Source organism: Blautia liquoris (genome assembly GCF_015159595.1).
GTDB classification, from domain to species: domain Bacteria; phylum Bacillota; class Clostridia; order Lachnospirales; family Lachnospiraceae; genus Novisyntrophococcus; species Novisyntrophococcus liquoris.
The window spans coordinates 2,708,128-2,728,445 of the sequence record NZ_CP063304.1 but is presented as its reverse complement, the minus strand read 5'-3'; the positions used below and the strand labels follow the sequence as shown (position 1 = coordinate 2,728,445).

Sequence of the window (20,318 nt, the reverse complement as noted above, 5' to 3'; positions counted from 1 at the left end):
TGCATAATGGAGGAGGCGTAGTATGAAATACAAAGACAAGAAAAAGGTGTTGGTTATTGGAAGCCTGAACGTGGATATGGTCACAAATGTAGATCACACACCGGTTGCCGGAGAGACAATTTTAGGAGATAAGTTAGATTTGATACCGGGAGGAAAAGGAGCAAATCAGGCATGTGCAGCGGGACGGCTTGGAGCGGATGTGACGATGTTTGGAGCTTTGGGAGATGATCAGTATGCCATGATTTCAAAGAAAAGTCTAATAGATTCAGGGATTAATGTTTCGTATCTTATCAAAAAAAAACATACGGGCACGGGAGTTGCACTGATTACTGTGGATAAAGAAGGTGATAACAGCATTGTAGTAATTCCAGGTGCAAATGCGAAATTGTCCATGGAGGATATTGACAGAAATATTGTGTTGATAGAACAAAGTGATATTGTTGTTTTTCAGTTGGAAATTCCAGTGGAGACTGTGTTGTATGCAGCCCGGAAAGCTAAAGAACTGAATAAGTTGGTGATTCTTGATCCAGCGCCAGCGCCGCCTGAATTTCCGATGGAGCTTTATCGTTACGTGGATGTTATTAAGCCAAATGAAACTGAATTAGGGATCTTAGCGAAGACAGAGAATGTATTGGAAAACTTGTATGAGGCTACAGAACTGTTGAAAGACTATGGGGTAAAGCATGTTATTGTTACACTGGGAAATAAAGGCGTTTATGTCAATTCCTTCAGTCAGGGTATTGAGCAGATTCCCTCTTATGAAGTACAGGTAGTGGATACAACGGCGGCGGGAGACTCCTTTACTGCATCATTGGCATTGATGCTCGCAGAAGGGAAAGAATTGATGGAGGCTGTTCGATATGCGAATCTCGTGGCTGCGATTGTGGTTACGAGAAAAGGAGCGCAGTCATCAATTCCGAGCGTGGATGAGGTGAGGGAGTATGAAGGGAAACTTAATGTGGTTAGAAATATTTAAATATGATGAGTCAAAGGAGGAGTAGGATGGGGTGAGTTTCAGACACCGCTTAAGAAAATGGATACTGATAAGTTAAAAGAGATATACCAGGCAGCATATGATCGTGCGCAAGAAGGGATAAACGAATAGTAAAAGAAAGTACTAATCCCCCAGCTATGCCTGGGCCAATAGAAGTTTATCACATACGAAACTGAAGTGCCAATACCATATTGTATTTATTCCGAAACATAGAAAGAAAAATTACTGTTCACAGGCTATCTTGTAATAAAAAAACCGATGGTTTAAACTTATCTCAAAGTTAACCATCGGGTTCTTTATCAAATACAAACTTCGATATAAAGCTTATAACTACACGATTGCTTATACTTTGGCAATATCCTTGTCTTTCATTCCAAGGCTTCTCATGATGCTATCCAGAGTTTCACGTTTTGCTTGAGAAAATGCCGGATATTTATATTCATCTAAGATTGCCGTGATTCTTTTTTGCGCAGAAGCATATAATTCATCGTTTGGATTTCCATGCCCATTGCTATGGACAGAAACTGTGCTGTACCATGGATCTATTCTGCAGCGCTCAAAAGTGTGCTCGGAAGTGACAAAATTGCTTCCTTCTGATACAACTTCCTGGATTGCCTCGAATGCAAGAGAATCTTCATCATCCGGGAGATCGCTGAAATAGTAGCGCATCCGGTCGATTGTTTCGATATCCATAATGAATTTTTCGTAGCTTACGGTGTTAAAGGAATGCAGAGAGCCAGTCGCATGCATGACCAGATTTGCTTTTTCCGAGAAAGATTCAAACAGGTTCATTGCACTTTCCACTCCAGCCTGAGCGGTCAAGCCGTTTGCATTGGACATTCCTCCGCCACTTCTGCAGGCTAGACCGTATTTTTTGGATAGTAGTGCTCCATAACGGGCTTCCTTTAGGAAACCAGGGCAGCTATTAGATACGTTCATATTTCTCATATCACTGACAGTTGCAGCGAAACCATAGATAATCGGAGTGCCTGGGTGAACCAACTGTGCATAAACATTTGTGCCAAGGATTTCAGCATTTGCAAGGGATGTATTGCCGGCCAGGGAAATCGGACCAGTACCGCCGGCCATAGGTCCTGGTGCGATGACCAGTGGCTGTCCGTTTTTTGCACATACATCGATCGTATCGAGGGTATCCCTTGTAATGCCCAAGGGACTTAACGTGGAAATCAGATGAAAGCTACAGGGGATTTTTTCGATGTCACCATCGAATACAATTCGAAGCATTTTCATGATGTTTTCAGCCTGAACACCGCCGCCGCATACTGAGAAGAGAGCCTTATCAGAACAGCAGAGTGTAGCATAAACCATAGCTTCAGCAGAAATTCCAGGGTCAATGTCGACAGGCTGCGCCAAAATCCCGCCATTGATGGCAAAGGCATCACTGGACTGTATTATTTTTGAGAGTTTCAAAAAATCATCAAAGGTCGAGGGTCTTACGGTTCCGTCTGCTTCACAGATGCTTGGGCTTCCATAGCCCGGAGTGATATACAGATCTTCCATATTCATATGTACATTATAAGCATCATTTCTTGCATATACTGTAAAATCCTTCGTGGCAACATCCAGTGCATGCATTACCTGTTCTTTTGTAAAATAGGCACGATTTCCCTCCACATGGATTCCGCCTTTGCGAAGTGTTTCTAAGGCATCCTCTGAAAGAAACGCCATACCAATTTCTTCAAGGATATGAAGCGTATTCTGATGGATTCGTTCTACGATTTGTTCGTCACGTTTTGTCATAGTTTTCTCCTTATCTGTTATGAAATCCGGTTTATAGCCGGTTTTGTTGGTTTGCTTTTTCCGGTTTCTTGTTTATAACTCTTTGCAGAATAAATGCAAAGAGCAGGCAGCCGATACCCATAGCTCCAGCATAGATAAACATCATGTTATATCCGAAATGCCCCTTATCGATCCAGGAACCAATCATTGTGAATATGAATAAATCCGGCAGATAGCCGAAAGTGGACACAATACCGGATACACGCCCTGTAATATTGACATCCAGACCCGCGTCGTCAATATCTGCAAAATACTGGCTGCGGATTGCATAAACTAAAATCAAGCCGAACATGAAGTTAATCAAGACAAGCGGCAGACCGGAAGCCGAGTTTGGGATTGCAAGGTAAAGTATATAGCTGACAGCAAGAAGTGCAGAGGATCCCATAATAACTTTCAGACGAGAATGAATCTTATCTGCGAGGAAACCACCTATGATTCCGCCAACACCCTGCAGGAGATAACGGATACCGCCAATTGTTGCTCCCATTTCTTCGCTCATACCATAGATATTGATTGCATAAGTAGTGATATAGCTCATGATGCCGTAAATACTGTATGCGGTAAATACAATACCGACTAGAAGCCATACTTTCGGAATTTTCAGGCATCTAAACATTCCGATCACAACTTCTCCCAGAGTTTCTGATTTACCGTCTTCCTGTCGGCGATCGATGACGAACCAACAAAGTACACCAACGACTAAAAGCAGGATTGCACAAAAGCGAATGGACCAGGCAGCACCGACAACTTTGTCTGAAAACCCGGCATAGATTCCTGCCATAACGAATACCAGTAAAGCATTTAAGATTCCACGAAGCCCCTCTTGAAGACCGAAGAGTCGCCCCTGTTCCCTGGAATTTCCCAGCATTCTTGTCGCTTTGATGACGGAGCTCCAAAAAGTCATAACGGTTGTAAATCCCATTAGTGCAAAGATGATACGGCTTGCCGTAAATCCAGGGAAAGTCGAAAACCACAGTCCCAGAATTCCGGTGGATATGAAGGAAAATGTAAGCATGATTTTTGGGGAAAATTTGTCTGCAACTATTCCGCCCAGAAAATATGCCGGTGTAGCTACGATGGCATACCAGCTGTTGAGCATACCCATTTGCGAATTCGTAAGTCCCATTGCTTTCTGAATGGGCACATAGAACGTCTCCCGAATGAAAGGCAGTTGAAATATAAATCCGGAACCGGCAGCCAGCAGAAGAAGAGTACCATACTTTTTAATAAGAGCCTTATTCATTTTTTCTCCTTTTGTCTTTCTTTTTTGTACTGACCACCTCATTAAACTGCTGATTGGGCAGTCAGCTAGGGATTAAATAAGTATAGAAATGTTTGAATTAATCTGTCATAGTACATACCTCCTGTCATTAGAAAATGATATTTATAAAGTAGTCGCGATTACTTTTGAAAAAAATCTGATACTATTCCGTAGTAGTTGGAATAGTTCAAAGGTTACACAAAAACTTTGAGACGTAATCAAAATGTCATCGTGATTACCTTTGAAAGGAAAGATGCGACTGATACAAAGTACCAGCCATATCGAAAATTTTTTTAATCTGTGTCTAGAACAGTTCCAGGATTTACAAACTTGCGAAATAATTCATAAATCAGGTGATAACAGTCATTAACTGCCATATCCAGTGCAGCTTTGTTATCTTTTATTTCGGAATAAGGATACAGCATAAAGAGTCCGTGGAACACGGCAGTTGTAAGGCGGCTCAGCAAAGAAGCATTGTCTAGTGTAATTAATCCGGCATTGGATGCTCTTCTCAAGCGGACAAATTCACGTTCTGACAAGTTATTGCTGAAGATAATACTGGCACTGAATCCGTCAAAGTCTTTTTCTTGTTCTGGAAACAGTTGATAATATTCGTAGATACAGTCTTCCAGCATATCCCGTTCAGGACTAAAGAACATCAGCTCATAGTAAGGCTTTTTCGCAAATGCTTCTTGAATAAAGAATTTCCAGAGTATCAGATCCATCTGAATGGATGTAATATCCTTTCGTTTCGTTTGCTTGCGGAATTCTAGTATATAAGGTTCCAGAAATTTTACAGAAGCCAACATAATTAAATGATCTCTGTTCTCAAAATGTTTGTACAAAACAGCACTTGTACAGCCAGCTTCTTTTGCTACGCGCCTTATGCTGACGCCATCCATTCCTTCTTCTTCCAGAATCCGACTTGTAATTGTAATATATTTAATCTTTCTGTCAGGGTTTACATTCATGAAATCACCTTGGTAATCTTGGTTACCTTTATATTACGATATAAAAATGTATATGTCAAGCGATTCATACACGAGGGGTGATCATATGAAGATTGTTGTTCTGTAGTTTGAAGTGGCTTGCTTGGAACCACTTATTAAGGTATGAATTCGATAATGTCATTAGTATCTAAAAAGTAATCAAAAAATCCTTTTATTAGAATCAAAATTCATATTATCTTCTCGCTTTTGAGAGATAGATTTGGCAATATACAATAATAAAGTCTCGGATATACAAAAAAAGTATCAAAAAGGCAATTGTGACGAAAGTATATTTATTATAGTATGTACGTATAGAAACAAAAATTGCTAGACTTGTAGTTGGTGATGAAAAAGTATAGGTATGGGAAGGAGTAGTAAAGCGAAGATGAATAGGAAAAGAGTATTAGCGCTAAGTATTGTGGCTTTTCTTACAACAAGCCTGACATCCGCATGTGCTGGTAAATCAGAAGATGGATCAAAATCATCTTCTCAGACAGGAACATCTGCTGAGAGCAACAATTCAACGAAAGACAAGGAACCGTTCGGCAAATATAATGATGAACTGGATATTCACTTTGCACGTGCGACAGACGATACGATTGATACGTATGCACTTGCAAATCTGCCTGGAGAAACGATCGAGAATAACTTCTGGTTGGACACTTATCGGGATGAACTGGGAATTAATGTGCTCTATGATTGGGTTGTAAAAGGAGATGATGAATATCTTCAAAAAATGAATGTAACAATTGCAAGTGGTGATATTCCGGATGTGATGGCTGTTAATGCCACACAGATGGTGCAACTTGCAGATGCAGGATTAATTCAGGATCTGTCTGGTGTATATGATACATATGCAACAGACTTTACAAAAGAGGTTATGAACCAAGAAGGAGATTCTCCATTCCTTGCAGCTCAAATTGATGGTGGGTTATATGGTATTCCGGTGACGGCAGGATCCGTCGATTCTGTTGATTTGATGTGGATCAGAGATGATTGGAGGGAAAAATTAGAGCTTGATGTGCCAAAGACAACCGATCAGTTATTGGAGTTAATTAACAAATTTGCTGAAGAAGATCCGGACGGAAATGGAAAGGATGATACCTATGGTATTGGCGTAGCTGGCTCACCCAATGTGTTTGGTGGAGGCTATGGGGGCTTAAGAGGATTTTTTAATGCATATGGTGCCTATCCAAGTATTTGGATTGAAAAAGAGGGGAAGTTAGCATATGGTGCGATACAAAATGAATGTAAAACAGCATTAAAGGAATTAAATAACTTATATGAAGATGGAAAGATTGATCCCGAGTTTGGCGTTATGGATTCTGGAAAGGCCGGAGAGAGCGCAGCAGCAGGGAACTGTGGTGTGACTTTTGGTCAGCAATGGCTGTCACTCGTCCAGTTCCAGACAAATTATAATAATGATCCAGAGGCCGTATGGTCGGCATATCCAATTCCAAGTGCAACAGATCAGCCCTCAAGCGTACAGGCTGATCTTGGTACAAACAGATGGCTTGTAGTGCGTAAAGATTTTGAAAATCCTGAAGCAGTTATAAAGATGACGAATCTTTTTATCGAAAAATGTTGGGGGGAAACAGGTGACAATGCAAAATATTATGCCCCTCCTGATGCTGAAGGTGTATGGAAATTATCACCTGTGCAAGTGTCAATGCCTTATAAAAATATCCAGGCATATCTCGATATACAAAAAGCAATGGAGAATAAAACCACTGATCAGCTTACTGGAGAGGCAAAATCCATATGGGATAAGCTTGATCGCTACTATTCGGGAAGTGAAGACGGAAAGTCTGTATGGGGATGGGAGCGGATATATGGCCCGGCACCGAGCTCCTATGCCTCTATTCATGAAATGCAGGAAAATGATAGAATTCTTCTGAATAAATTTGTTGGGGCACCGACAGAGACAATGACCGAGAAGATGTCAACGCTGGAGAAGATGCGTGATGAGACTTTTAATAAGATTATTATTGGAGAATCGGATATTTCTGAATTTGATAAGTTTGTTTCAGATTTCAACAAACTTGGAGGAGAAACGATTACAAAAGAGATAAATGATTGGTATAAGACGGTAAAAGAATAAGGGCGAAATAGAGCATGTGCTGACTTCTTTTCTTGGTGCATGCTTTATTATTTCAAGGTTGTATATTGCTGATATTGATGAGAAAGGAAATAATATGAAAATAAAAAGAAATAAATTTAAAAAAGAAATTCCGTTTCATCTGATGCTTTTACCAGGTGTTATTCTTACTTTTATCTTTTCTTATGTACCTATGGCGGGCATGAAGATTGCATTTGAAAAATTCATACCGGCGAAAGGTTTGTTTGGGGATCAGAAGTGGATTGGATTCGATAATTTTACTTATCTTTTTAATATGCCAGGGGCAATGGCTGCACTAAAAAACACAGTGATTATTGCTGCCTGGAAAATAGTGTTGGGATTAATTGTTCCCATCGTTGTGGCCCTGCTTTTAAATGAAGTACGTTCCTCTAAGTTTCGCAGAACTGTACAAACTGCAATATATTTACCATATTTTTTATCCTGGGTTATCTTCGCCGGTGTGCTCTTAGATATATTGTCACCATCAAGTGGGATAGTAGGTCAGATTATTCGATTCTTTGGAGGAAAGTCGCCTTTCTTTTTAGGCAGTAATAAATATTTTAAATCAACCCTGATTTTAACAGACGTATGGAAGGGATTTGGATTCGGAACAATTGTTTACCTGGCAGCCATTACGGGCATTGATATGAATCTTTATGAGGCGGCGACGATGGATGGAGCGGGACGTTTGCAAAAAATGTGGCACATTACGTTGCCTGGCATTCGTATGATAGTCATATTGATGACGGTATTATCACTTGGAAATGTTCTAAACGCAGGATTTGATCAAGTGCAAAATTTGATAAGTCCACAGGTATATGAAAGTGGGGACATTTTAGATACTTTTATTTATCGTATTGGTATGATTGATGCACAGTTCGGGCCGGCAACAGCAATGGGTGTACTTAAATCTGTAGTCTCTTGCGTATTTATTTCTGTATCCTATTATGTTTCTTATAGGTTTTTTGATTACAGAATTTTTTAGAGAAATTGGAGGAGTTAAAATATGCAAATAATGCAAAAAAGATCAAAGATTCATACATCGATTGGTTCAAAAATTTTTAATGTATGTAATATTATTATACTCACACTATTGGCTTTGATTTGTATTCTGCCAATAGTAAATGTACTCGCAATGTCTTTAAGCAGCAATACGGCGGTGACCTCTGGGAAAGTGCTTTTCTGGCCGGTAGAATTTACGATTGAGTCATATAAATATGTAGCAAAAAGGCAAGCTTTCTGGCAGGCAATGGGGACTACTCTTCTGAGATGTGTCATGGGTGTTACTCTAAATGTTTTTTTATGTGTCATCACCGCTTACCCCTTATCAAAAAGTAATCTTCGATTTCGATCCAGGACAGTTTATACATGGTCCTTTTTCCTGACTATGCTGATAAATGGAGGATTAATTCCATCTTTTATGACGGTTAAAAGTCTGGGGCTGCTTGGCAGTATATGGGCATTGATATTACCAGGCGCAGTGCCGGTATTCAGCGTGGTTCTGATGCTAAACTTTTTCCGTGCGGTTCCTCCGGAACTTGAAGAAGCCGCAATCGTAGATGGTGCAGGACAATGGCAGATCTTGATGAAAATTTATATACCGATATCAAAAGCATCAATGGCGACAATCTGCCTTTTTGCGCTTGTCTATCATTGGAATTCTTGGTTTGACGGTATTATTTATATGAACAAACCATCGCAATATCCTTTGCAAAGTTATTTAAATACAATTATAATTGAATCACAATCGGTGACTAGTGGTGCTCTAGACTGGCAGCAGATGGCACTCGTATCCGAGAGAACGGTTAAGTGTGCGCAGATTTTCTTGTCTACCTTGCCGATTATATTAGCATATCCGTTTTTACAACGCTATTTTGTTAAGGGTATGGTTATGGGGTCAGTGAAAGGATAGACACACTCAGAAAAGAGATGACACTCAAGGATTTCATTTAGACGTATTGTATCATTGAGGAGGGCGTTATGAAAAAAATGTTGAATATGAAATCTTTTAAAAAAATGATACTTCTGATACTCCTGATTTGTGTTTGCTTTTATTTGTTGGGACTTTTCAGCAACCAATATAGTAAAAAAGTGGTAACTGAAAAAATAATGGAGCAAATGGATGTAAAGGCAGAGGTATGGAAAGATGATCTCGAACAGCAAATTGACAGCCTTCTGCTTGCACAAAGTAATCTATCCCAGGATACGAAATTATCAGAAATAAATCTCACATGGGAGTATATGACCCAATATGAACAGTATAGAAGCACAGTGGAATTATCTGAACGCCTTCGGGAGATAAAGGTATTGCATAGTCTCGTTGAATCTATTAAAGTCTACTTCGAAAATACAAAAATATCAATTAGCTCAGGATATCCGATGAAGGATTATTTTGAGAAGATTGATTTTTTTGAATATAACCAGATAAAAATCGATCGAGATAGAGGAATTTATATTACAACCTACTTTCCTGTAGGAATGCCAAAAGGTAAGGAAAATCATACAGCTTATTGTGTAAGAAGTTATCTCCCATTTGCCGATATTTGTAATTTTCTCAACCCAGATCTGTATCGAACGAAGGATGGATTGGTGCTGCTATATGATACAAAAGGCAATCTGCTTTCTCCAAATATATCCGGTGGTAAGGGATTTAAGCCTGATAAGGAGATGCTAACTCTCGTATCGGAGAAAATCAAAGTTTCAGAAAATGATGAACAATTCCGGCTTAAAGAAAAAGATTATGGAAGTTGTATTTATATGGATGATATTGGTATCTGGATGGTGTATTTATATCCAAGAGATAATGTCACACAACCGCTTGGCTTTTTTAACTTCCTGAATCTGGGTTTGACTGTACTGGCCGTTATACTATTTGTCTTATACGCTTCTTACACAAATCATATCATTGCAAAACCGCTTGGTAAAATTATCCGTGCAATGGAGCAACAGAAAGATTCCTATATGATAGTGGATAAACAAAAGGACGAGTTCGGAAAGATCTACGACAGATATAACCATATGATAGATGATATGAAAAAACTAATGTCCGATAAAATAGAAGCGCAGTATCAGTCTAAGATGGCAGAGTTTCGGCAATTACAGTATCAGATACAGCCACATTTTTTATACAATAGTATATTCATGATTTACCGCATGGCAAAATATGATGAAAATGAGGAAATTGCAGAATATACGAAACATTTGGGACAGTATTATCAATACATAACAAAAAATACCGATTCTTTCGTTAAGATGGAACAGGAGATGGGTCATCTCAAAAATTATCTGTATATTCAGGAAACAAGATTTGGTAATCGTATACGAATAGAAGTGGACGAAATTAATGACCATGTAAAAAACTTGTATATTGCTCCAATGCTAATTCAGCCAATTGTTGAAAATGCGTATGAACATGGTTTAAAGGATATTGCTGCAGATGGCTGGATTCATATACAGGTAATGTTAGAAGGAGAAGATTTCATCTTTCGGGTAGAGGATAATGGTATTGGTATTCCAGACAGGGAGTTGAAGCGTATACAGGCACAGATTTATTCAACTGATATAGGACTCATAGAAGTACATGGACTGACGAATATCCAGGCAAGGGTGAGTTCTATATACGGAAAAGACAGTGGAATAGAGATTGATAATCGTCCCGAGGGCGGTGTGCAGATTACTCTTAGATTGGCAGGGGTAAATTTAAAAAATGTATAATTTGATCGTAGTAGATGATGAACCGTTGATTCTTGAGTCGTTATACAAGATGGTAGAGCGTGAACGTGGAGGCAAATTTTATGTACATAAGGCCAGCTCTGCCAAAGAGGCCTTGGAAATCTTTGAAAATGTACAAATTAACGTTCTGATGACAGATATTCGGATGCCGCAGATAGATGGCATCCAATTGCGTGATATCGTATCAGACAGGTGGACAGATTGTCTGACGATTTTTCTGACAGGTCAGGAAAATTTCCAATATGCGAAAGAAGCGGTAAATGAGAATACGATCTCCTTTGTTTTGAAAACAGAAGGCGATGAAGCGATACTCTTAGCACTCGATAAGATATACGCACGCCTGGATGAAATTTATGAGGAAAAAGCACACGTATTAACATTGACGAATTCTCTCGCAGAACTTAAACCTGTGGTGAAACATGCTATTATAGATACTCTTTTGTTTTCTGAAGAGATGGATACTTATCAAATAGAAAAGATGAAAATGAAATTATCGTATGCGGATATCAGGTTTGAACTTGATAAGCCATTTTTATTGGCGACAATACGTCTGGCAGAAGGCACTGACACAGTTGAACGCGAAGAAATAAGAAATGTTTTTACACAGACACTAGGTGGAGCATATGTAATTCTTGATGTTTTTTTAGATGATGTAAGTGGCATCCTACTTGCACAATCGGATTCAAATAATCCGAACCGTTTGAAAGGGTTTATCGAGATTGGCTATCGTATATGTGAAAAAAGCGAGCTGCAAATACCAGATTTTTTTATATTTGGGGAAGCTGTTACTGCAAGAAGTGTGGACGAGGCATATAGAAATTTAAATTATCGCCTCTATGAATTGGATGAGAGTGAGGGTATCCGGATTATCAGTCAGCAGTTGATTATGAAAAAGCATGTCTGGAAAGAACGGGTTAAAGGTACGACAAAGGAAGAGCTACAAAGGCTGGATCAATATTTGCTGCACTGTGATGAGGAAAAATATATTCAGGGTATAGAGAAGATTTTATTTAAGTGTAAAGAATTGGACGATAATGAGCAGGCGGTCACTTTTTCACAGATATCCTCACGGGTACTTGGTGCGATAATGAATTATCTGCCTGAAGACAGCGATATATTTCGAAAATTAAAAATTGATAAACTTACGAATTACTGTTCACACCAAGATTTCTGCCATGCCATTGTATATTGTAATGAGGTTGCACATCTCTATTTTAAAAAGAGACGCGAAATGAAGCTTGATACAAAGCAATTTCTTGTGAATAAGATCAACAAGTATATTGATATGAATATTGGAGAAGATCTCTCTCTCGTCAATATCGGTTATTATGTTGGAATGAATTCAACGTATACATCACGCGTATATAAAGAGGTTACTGGAAACACACTCAATCATTTTATTGCTGAAAAAAGGATTGACGTGGCGAAAAGTATGCTGGAGGACCCATTTGTTAAGATGACTCAGATTGCAAATGCAATAGGACTGCATACTTCTTCACATTTTACCCATTTTTTTAAAAAGCATACTGGATATACCCCACAGGAATATAGAAAGATGGTGCTGCAAGGAGAGAATAGATAAAAGTGAAAGGAATAATTTTATGAAACTAGACATTAAAAAAGATGGGAAAGACCATCTAATTTGCAATGGAAAAAAAGTAGTGGTGCGTATCGTCGGAATAGAAAATGGAAAGGATACAATCCATTTTGCAAATGGAATTGTTAAGATTGAACGGAACATGCAATCGCCTGTTAATCATATGGAAATCAAGATGATTACATATTATCAAAGCAGTCATACCCAGATATTTCCCCTTTCATATGATGGTAATAGATGGGGAACGGATCACGAATATAAAGGGTTTACACAAAATGGTGTGCCCTATACGTTCGCTTATCATAGGACTGCTGTGCCTGGTGGGAGTTCTTCTGTTGGCTTTTTTTCGGAAACAAATGAATCTGTCAGTACGGCAGTATATGGGGAAGAAAAGCCATCGGCAAGTCTATATTTAGAAAACGGTGCTGCGGTACATAGACTGATTTGGCCTGAAACCGAAGAGCCGTGCGTTCTCATGGCAGATGGATGGGGGGAGGCGTATTATGGAAAGATGTATCCTGCAGATCTGTTCATAGGGTATCTCTTTATTGGCGATGAAAAAGAAGAGGCTTGGAAACAGATGCTTTCATATGTTTTCAAAAAAAATGATCATATATTAAAGATGCAGTTCAAGGCAGCAAAGATCTGGAAAATGCAGTGTAGTTATGCGAAGGAGCTTTATACAGAAGAAGACGATGGGTTTTGCGGATTCAGCATTGGATTCACGAGACAAAAAGATCGTTGGGAGAAACGCATGGAACAAAAATATGAAATGGGATGGTGCGGACAGAATATCTCTCTTGCGGTTTCGCTTCTGTATGACTATCAGATGAACGGGGATGTAAGATCTAAAGAGATAGCACTTAAAGTATTGGATAGTTGGTCTGATATGGCGAAAAGTGACTATGGTTATCCGCTTACACGGTATGATGATGAAGAACAGAAAATTGATGCCTGTAATCTTGGAACTGGAGGTATGCAGTTCTTTGAAGCATATGAGATGACAAAAAAACTTGGCTTTGAAAAGAAAGTATATCTGGAGACGGCACTTTTCATCTGCGATTTCATAATAAAACGACAGCGATTGGATGGAGGCGTTGGAACAATTTGGGATAAGGAGGGGATGCCTCTTGTAATTGATGGTACAGCAGGAGATTTCTTAATTTTGCCACTTATAAAAGCTTATGCTATTACAAAAGAAGATAAGTATTCGATAGCAGCGGCACGTGCATACTCGTTTTACTTTAGAGAATTTGACAATAATGGATATGGAGTAGCGGGAGCACTGGACACATGTTGTATAGATAAGGAATCCATTATTCCTCTATTAAAAGGTGGAATAATGATGTATGAGGAGATGGGATTTGATAAATATCTAGATATGGCGGAAGAAGCGGCATGGTATCTGAGCGGATGGCAGTGGCATCACACGGTACCATATGATGAAAGCAGTATATTGCATACTTTGGATTATGATACGTTTGGTGGAACAGCGGTTTCGACATCTCACCTACATATAGATGCTTTTGCACTTTGTTATGTGGATGATCTTTTGAAACTTTCCAAATACAAAAATAATAAAGAGTGGGAAAGACGTGCTCTTGCTATCTGGTGTAATGGGATACAGGGGATTTCTGATGGGACATTAACTGTAATGGGGTCTGAACCGAGACCGGTAGGATCGAGTGATGAAGGATATTTACATACACGTTGGGGAAGCTTGTCAAATCACAAGGATGGTTGGGCAAGACCATTTGGTGTATCACAATGGTTGGTTGCTTGGCCGGGAGCTTTTCGTCTAGAGGTTCTTCGTGCTTGTGAGAACTGGAACTTCCTTGATGGATACCTACAGTAAGAGAGGAGAAGGGCGTATGGAATGGAGTTGTAGAGGGAAAGATATCTGTTTCTATCATCAGGGAAAACAGTTACTTACCCTGATTGGAAAAGAAAAATGTAAAGATGAATTGCGTAAAATTGGTATCGGAATTTACGAGTGGAGGCGTATATGTGTACCGACTTCTCAGATGGAGATGGAAATACATACTGCTTTTATTCCGGATTTTTATATGATACCTGGGATTAATTATAATGGAAATGGATTCGGAACTTTTTGTGAATATACAGATGATCGTTACCATGGTTTTCCGTGGAAATATGGTTGGCATAGAGCCAGTGTACCGGCTATGACACAATCACAGGGAAGAATCGCCGGTTTATCGGTATCCACTACGTTATTGGGTCAGCCAAATGACCATTCGTGTATGAGCATGTATAAGGACGGAGATTATATGGTTCAAAAAATTATCTGGCCGGAGACAGAAGAACCACGTCAGCTGCACTTGTATCGGTTTGGTACCCCTTTTTATACACAGATGGACAAAAAAGCCTGCTTTGTCTCCTATCTTGTCATTGAGACAGAGGCAATTCCCAAAATGGGATACAAAAAAGCGCTCGAATTTGCTTTCCTGAAAGAGGATTCAAAAAGAATAACCTCCTATTCGCCAAAGCAAATAGAAAAACTTGGAATTACTTTTGCTAAGAATTTGTATACAGAGGAAGCGGATGGTTTTTGTGGGTTTAATATTGGCCTTTACTATGAGAACGGCGCATGGAGAAAAAGGTCTGCAAATAAATATGAGATAGGATGGTGCGGACAAAATGCACTGCTGGCAAATGCTTTGCTCAGGGAAGCAGTTTGTAATCCTACAGATATAGAGGCAAAAGAAATAGGATTTTCTGTGTTGGATAGTTGGATCCGCTATGCATATCTGCCAATCGGTGTTATACACAGTTATTACGATCCGGGTCAGATCCGGTATTTAGAAGCCTGCAATATGGGAACCGCTGGAATTGCCTATTTTGAAGCGTATGATTTGGCAAAAGAATTGGGAATAAAGAAAGAATCTTATAAAAAGACAGCATATGATATCTGCACTTTTGCCATAAAACATCAGAAGAAAAATGGTGCGTTTGCAAAGTGCTGGAAGGAGGACGGAAGCGTTGCGATTGAGGAGGGGACAGTTGGTGCATTTCTTGCCATGCCGCTGATAGAAGCCTACAAAAGAAGTAGGGATGCATCATATCTTGCGGCAGCTGTACATGCACTCGAACATTATTATGCAGAGTTAGAAGAGGAGGGATTTACGACAGCCGGTGCACTTGATATTTTCTCAATTGATAAAGAGTCTTCAATTCCGCTTTTTAAATGTGCTATCATGCTATATGAAGTGACCAGAGAAGAAAAGTGGTTATTGAGGGCCGAGAACGCGGCATGGTATCTTTCTACATGGCAGTACACCTGTACGGAAAAATTTAATCAAGATACAACACTTGGGCAGACTGGTTATGATTCTTATGGTGGAACACTGGTATCTACTGTGCATGAAGGGATGGACTCTTTTGCACTTTCGTATATTCCGGAACTTTATAAGCTAAGCAAATATACAGGAAAAAGTATTTGGACAAAACGTGCTAATGCAATTTGGATCAATGGATGCCAACATTTGTCTGACGGTACGCTGGTTATAAATGGAAAAGAGCGGCCGGCCGGCAGCCAGGATGAAAGTTATGAGCTTTCGAGGCAGTCTGTATGGGGCAGTTGCTCCGAGTGGTTAGTGGCATGGCCGGGAGCATTTCGTCTGGATGCATTGGCTAAATGTAGAAATAAAATCGAGGAGATCGGATATGATTGATAGACGGATTTTTTATGTGGACAGCGCAGAAGGGGAAGATACAAACAGTGGTTTATCAGTGAGAGAAGCATGGAAAAGTCTGTTACCGGTTAATCACTTGCTTCTTGCACCAGGAGACCGCATTTGTCTAAAAAAGGGAAGTATCTGGATGGGAACGCTGGAACCGAAAGGTAATGGTGGAAGATGGAATCCGGTAGTGATCGAGGCTTACGGGGAAGGCGAAGCACCTCTGATAGACGGAAATGGAGCATATGCTGCAATTTATTTGCGAGGTGTCAGTTATTACATTATAGATGGAATCCGGATAAAAAACACTGCTATTGATAGGAATGTGCGGCAGGGGATCTGTATCTGCGGTAATCCGGAAGGTATAACAAAAGATATCGTTGTCAGAAACTGTGAGATTTCGATGGTATGCGGAGAAAATAGACGATCGAGAGATGTATATAAAAGTATGTATTGGAATGGCGGTATTTATGTAACGATGCCAGGACGCAGCTCTTTTGAGAATCATCTCCATGATATTATTATTGAGAAAAATTATATCCATGATGTCTATACGAGCGGAATACGTATAAATCAAGAGGAAGATTTCATAAATGATATTCATCATACGCATATTGTGGTCAGGGGTAACCGAATCGAAAGAACGGGGTCTGATGGTATTATTGTGGCAAATTGTATATCCCCGCTGATTGATGGTAATGTCTGTATTGAAGCTGGTGCTCTGGGGAATCTTTCAGATACACAGCTGATCGCAGGCATATGGGTTTGTGCAACAAGTAATGCATTAATTCAAAGGAATGAGGTGGCAAAAACCAAACTGTTTGAGAATGACGGAACTGCCTTTGACACTGATTGGGGGACGGCGGGTGATACGATCTTTCAGTATAATTATTCTCATGACAATGAAGGAGGATTTTGGCTCAACTGCATGAAACTTAGCTATAACAAGGATTGTAGAGGCACCATCTTGCGATACAATGTTAGCTTGCGGGATGGTAGGGGAATTGGAGTCTACGATCAGGGAGTACCAGTGAAAATTTATGGTAATCTCTTTGTGGGTGATGAAAGCAGTATGATTTGTGTATTCGGCAATGGAGAAAATTATGAGATAAGTAATAATGTATTGCTTTTTGGAGACGGACCTAAAAAGGGATGGCAGTTTGCAAAGTATAAACGAAATTGGTATGGTGAAATTAAAGTGTTACCAAAAGATGAAAGCCCGCTTTCAAAGGAAACTTTTGACTTTGCAAAATTTATTGAAGGAGAAGCAGAAGGTCGGGACTGGCTTGCAGAAAAGTGGGATACACTTTGTACATTGCTAAAAAACAATTGACGAATCAGGAAAACAGATTTTTATAAGGGAGTCTATCTTATGAATAAAATAATCACGCCCAATGCACCGCTCTTTCGGGATCCTATCTATGATGGAGCGGCGGATCCGGTCATCATCTGGAATAAGCAAGAAAAGAGTTGGTGGATTTTTTATACAAATAGAAGAGCGTCGTGTGTAAATTATGGAGTTTCTTTCGTTCACGGGACGGATATCGGGATCGCAAGTTCCAATGATTATGGAAGAACTTGGATTTATCGTGGAATTGCACAAGGTCTGCAGTATGAAAAAGGTCGAAATACATACTGGGCACCTGAAATCATCGAACATGAAGGAATCTATCATATGTATGTATCCTATGTAAGAGGAATACCATGCACATGGGATCAACCTCGGACAATTCTTCATTACACTAGTGATAATTTATGGGATTGGGAATTTGATAGCCCACTTTCTCTTTCATCCAATAAAGTAATCGATGCTTGTGTAATTCTTTGTCCGGATGGAAGGTTTAAAATGTGGTATAAAGATGAAATACATGATAGTCATACATATACGGCATACAGTGATGATTTATACAGTTGGACGGTGGGGGGACCGGAGATAACCGATTGTCCACATGAAGGTCCAAATGTTTTCTTGTTTAAAAACCATTATTGGATGATTACCGATCCATGGGAGGGTTTAGGAGTATATAGAAGTGATGATCTTCAACATTGGGAACGTTGTCCCAATATTTTGAATCAACCAGGTAACCGTACAGATGATGGGGCAATTGGTTCTCACGGTGATGTTTTAGTTCATAGAGGACATGCATATATATTCTATTTTACTCACCCAGAGGCGAGTCATGAAGGAGACAGGTGTTCTGAAATTAATTCGGGATATCATTATAGAAGGTCATCTATTCAGGCTGCGGAATTATTCTTGGTAGGAAATCATTTAGAATGTGATCGAGATAATGTAGCATTAGATTTAGAATATTGATTGGTGGATAATAGGAAGAAACTTTGTCTGCTGTTGTAACGAGTACAGATAAAGTGATGAGGAACATGGTAATAGAATAGAGTGTTAAAGTCCGGCAGATCCGAGAAAAGGAACTGCCGGTTTTTATGGTTACATAGGACCTTCCTTTGGAAGTTTTCCGGCTCTGGGAAAGTATTCTCTTTGCTGAATGGATTAATATATTGTAAAAAAACAACATATTATGACGAAAATTATCGTAAATAAATGAAACAATAACTTATAATTAAGACACTGAAATAAATTTCTTAGATATATTATATGAAATAACTTTCCATATTGATAAATTATAGTACATGATGTACACTGACTTTAGACGTTAAGAACCGAAAATCTCGAGGTTTTATTTTTAAAAGAAAACATTTTTTGATATATATATCAAAAGGAAGTATCAAATCATGAACTTTATTTTTATGTAATTTTTAACGTCTTATCAAAAAGCGAGGAGGAATATCGTGTATCTAGATCCTATCATTGTACAAATGCCAGAAAATATAAGAAAAGACGACTATGTCATTGCAACCTACTATAGTGCTGCAAAGCCAGGTACGGAGATGATTCGACACGCTGCTGCGCTGGCGGTTGAACAAACAACGGGAACTTGGCTTAAGGTGCCCGGAGAAACCCCTCAGGTACGAGAAAAACATATCGGGCGTGTTGTGGGGGTATACGAAACGCCATCCTATCAATATGAAATACCCGATGGCGTTACTGAACGCAACTTTATCATTCGTATTGCGTACCCATATGAGAATTTTGGAACCCAGTTTGCTATGATGCTAAGCACGATTCTTGGCAATATTTCAAGTTCCGGCAAGCTGAAACTTCTTGATCTGGAATTTCCTGAGGGCTTTTTAAAGCATTTTGCAGGTCCTAAGTTTGGCATTTCAGGCCTTCGAGAGATTCTTGGTGTTCAAGACAGGCCGCTTCTGAACAACATGATCAAGCCCTGCACGGGTCTTAATCCGAAAGAGACTGCAAAATACGCCTATGAGGCAAGCATCGGTGGGGTTGATATTATCAAAGACGATGAGCTGGTGGCTGATGCCGAACATTGTCCACTGGTTGAAAGAGTGAAGTATGTGATGGAGGCGGTTCATAAAGCGGATCGTAAAAAGAATGAGAAGACCTTGTTTGCTTTCAACATTACAGACCGCACGGAAAAACTAAAGGAAAACGCATACAAGGCAATTGAAGCTGGAGCCAACTGCCTGATGGTCAATTATATGACGATTGGATTGGATGCGACTCGTATGCTGACTTCGGATGAAAATATCAATGTGCCGATCCTGGGGCATTCCGATTTTACAGGTGCCTTCTATGAATCGCCAACATCCGGTATGAGTGCCACACTGTCCTGCGGAAAGCTGCCTCGTCTGGCCGGTCTGGATATGTCCATCGCGCTAAGTCCTTATGGTAAATTCCCCATGATGATGGATACATTTATCCATGTTGGATATCAATTGACCGCATCAATGCCTCACATTAAACCAGTATTCCCTATGCCAGGCGGAGGAACCACGCAAGGCCATGTGCAGGAATTGTATCATATGTTTGGAAAAGATGTGATCGTTGCGGCCGGCGGTGCCATACATGGTCATCCGATGGGTGCTGCTGCGGGTGCCAGAGCATTCCGTCAGGCCATGGATGCCGTTGTAGCCGGCAAAGAACTTTCGGAGGTTCGTGATGAATATCCGGAACTTAAAGCAGCTTTGAATGCATGGGGTCTTTATGGTGAAGAGGACAAATCTCTTTTTGATTTGAAGAAATAAACA

General features: G+C 39.7%; 14 protein-coding genes. 11 read left to right on the top strand and 3 right to left on the bottom strand.

Annotation, left to right across the window (positions count from 1 at the left end; genetic code table 11):
• The first annotated feature begins 22 nt into the window (after positions 1-22).
• Complete coding sequence (gene rbsK / locus INP51_RS12240) at positions 23-976, top strand: ribokinase (RefSeq protein ID WP_193735127.1); 954 nt, start codon at positions 23-25, stop codon at positions 974-976.
• A gap of 360 nt (positions 977-1,336) precedes the next feature.
• Here the strand turns inward: rbsK and INP51_RS12235 are convergent, their stop codons facing one another.
• The 3 genes from INP51_RS12235 to INP51_RS12225 form a co-directional block, all read right to left on the bottom strand.
• Positions 1,337-2,776 carry a trimethylamine methyltransferase family protein gene (locus INP51_RS12235; RefSeq protein ID WP_193737359.1) on the bottom strand — a complete coding sequence of 480 codons (1,440 nt, stop codon included), beginning with the start codon at positions 2,774-2,776 and terminating at the stop codon, positions 1,337-1,339.
• A 10-nt stretch (positions 2,777-2,786) separates the two neighbouring features.
• A complete protein-coding gene (locus tag INP51_RS12230) occupies positions 2,787-4,037 on the bottom strand; it encodes an MFS transporter (protein WP_193735126.1) in 1,251 nt (416 codons plus the stop codon).
• A 311-nt stretch (positions 4,038-4,348) separates the two neighbouring features.
• Positions 4,349-5,026, bottom strand: a complete 678-nt coding sequence (locus tag INP51_RS12225; protein WP_193735125.1) for a TetR family transcriptional regulator — start codon at positions 5,024-5,026, stop codon at positions 4,349-4,351.
• A 403-nt stretch (positions 5,027-5,429) separates the two neighbouring features.
• On the opposite strand from INP51_RS12225, the gene INP51_RS12220 reads away from it, so the two are divergent.
• The 10 genes from INP51_RS12220 (at position 5,430) to INP51_RS12175 (ending at position 20,315) form a co-directional block, all read left to right on the top strand.
• Positions 5,430-7,145, top strand: a complete 1,716-nt coding sequence (locus INP51_RS12220; protein WP_193735124.1) for an extracellular solute-binding protein — start codon at positions 5,430-5,432, stop codon at positions 7,143-7,145.
• A 94-nt stretch (positions 7,146-7,239) separates the two neighbouring features.
• Complete coding sequence (locus INP51_RS12215; RefSeq protein ID WP_193735123.1) at positions 7,240-8,148, top strand: ABC transporter permease; 909 nt, start codon at positions 7,240-7,242, stop codon at positions 8,146-8,148.
• A 21-nt stretch (positions 8,149-8,169) separates the two neighbouring features.
• Positions 8,170-9,075: a carbohydrate ABC transporter permease gene (locus INP51_RS12210; RefSeq protein WP_230406789.1), complete on the top strand. Its 906-nt coding sequence runs from the start codon at positions 8,170-8,172 to the stop codon at positions 9,073-9,075.
• Positions 9,076-9,143: 68 nt separating this feature from the next.
• Positions 9,144-10,877, top strand: a complete 1,734-nt coding sequence (locus INP51_RS12205; RefSeq protein ID WP_193735122.1) for a sensor histidine kinase — start codon at positions 9,144-9,146, stop codon at positions 10,875-10,877.
• Complete coding sequence (locus INP51_RS12200) at positions 10,870-12,477, top strand: response regulator transcription factor (protein WP_193735121.1); 1,608 nt, start codon at positions 10,870-10,872, stop codon at positions 12,475-12,477. Before INP51_RS12205 ends, INP51_RS12200 begins: the two co-directional genes overlap by 8 nt.
• 19 nt (positions 12,478-12,496) lie before the next feature.
• The gene (locus INP51_RS12195) at positions 12,497-14,347 is read left to right on the top strand and encodes a hypothetical protein (RefSeq protein ID WP_193735120.1); all 1,851 of its coding nucleotides are present in this window, start codon (positions 12,497-12,499) and stop codon (positions 14,345-14,347) included.
• Positions 14,348-14,363: 16 nt separating this feature from the next.
• A complete protein-coding gene (locus tag INP51_RS12190; protein ID WP_193735119.1) occupies positions 14,364-16,184 on the top strand; it encodes a hypothetical protein in 1,821 nt (606 codons plus the stop codon).
• On the top strand, positions 16,177-17,523 hold the full coding sequence (locus INP51_RS12185; protein ID WP_193735118.1) for a right-handed parallel beta-helix repeat-containing protein: 1,347 nt from the start codon (positions 16,177-16,179) through the stop codon (positions 17,521-17,523). The genes INP51_RS12190 and INP51_RS12185 overlap by 8 nt, the downstream gene beginning before the upstream one ends.
• A 39-nt stretch (positions 17,524-17,562) precedes the next feature.
• Positions 17,563-18,507: a glycoside hydrolase family protein gene (locus tag INP51_RS12180; RefSeq protein WP_193735117.1), complete on the top strand. Its 945-nt coding sequence runs from the start codon at positions 17,563-17,565 to the stop codon at positions 18,505-18,507.
• A 491-nt stretch (positions 18,508-18,998) separates the two neighbouring features.
• Complete coding sequence (locus INP51_RS12175; RefSeq protein WP_193735116.1) at positions 18,999-20,315, top strand: RuBisCO large subunit C-terminal-like domain-containing protein; 1,317 nt, start codon at positions 18,999-19,001, stop codon at positions 20,313-20,315.
• Positions 20,316-20,318: the final 3 nt, after the last annotated feature.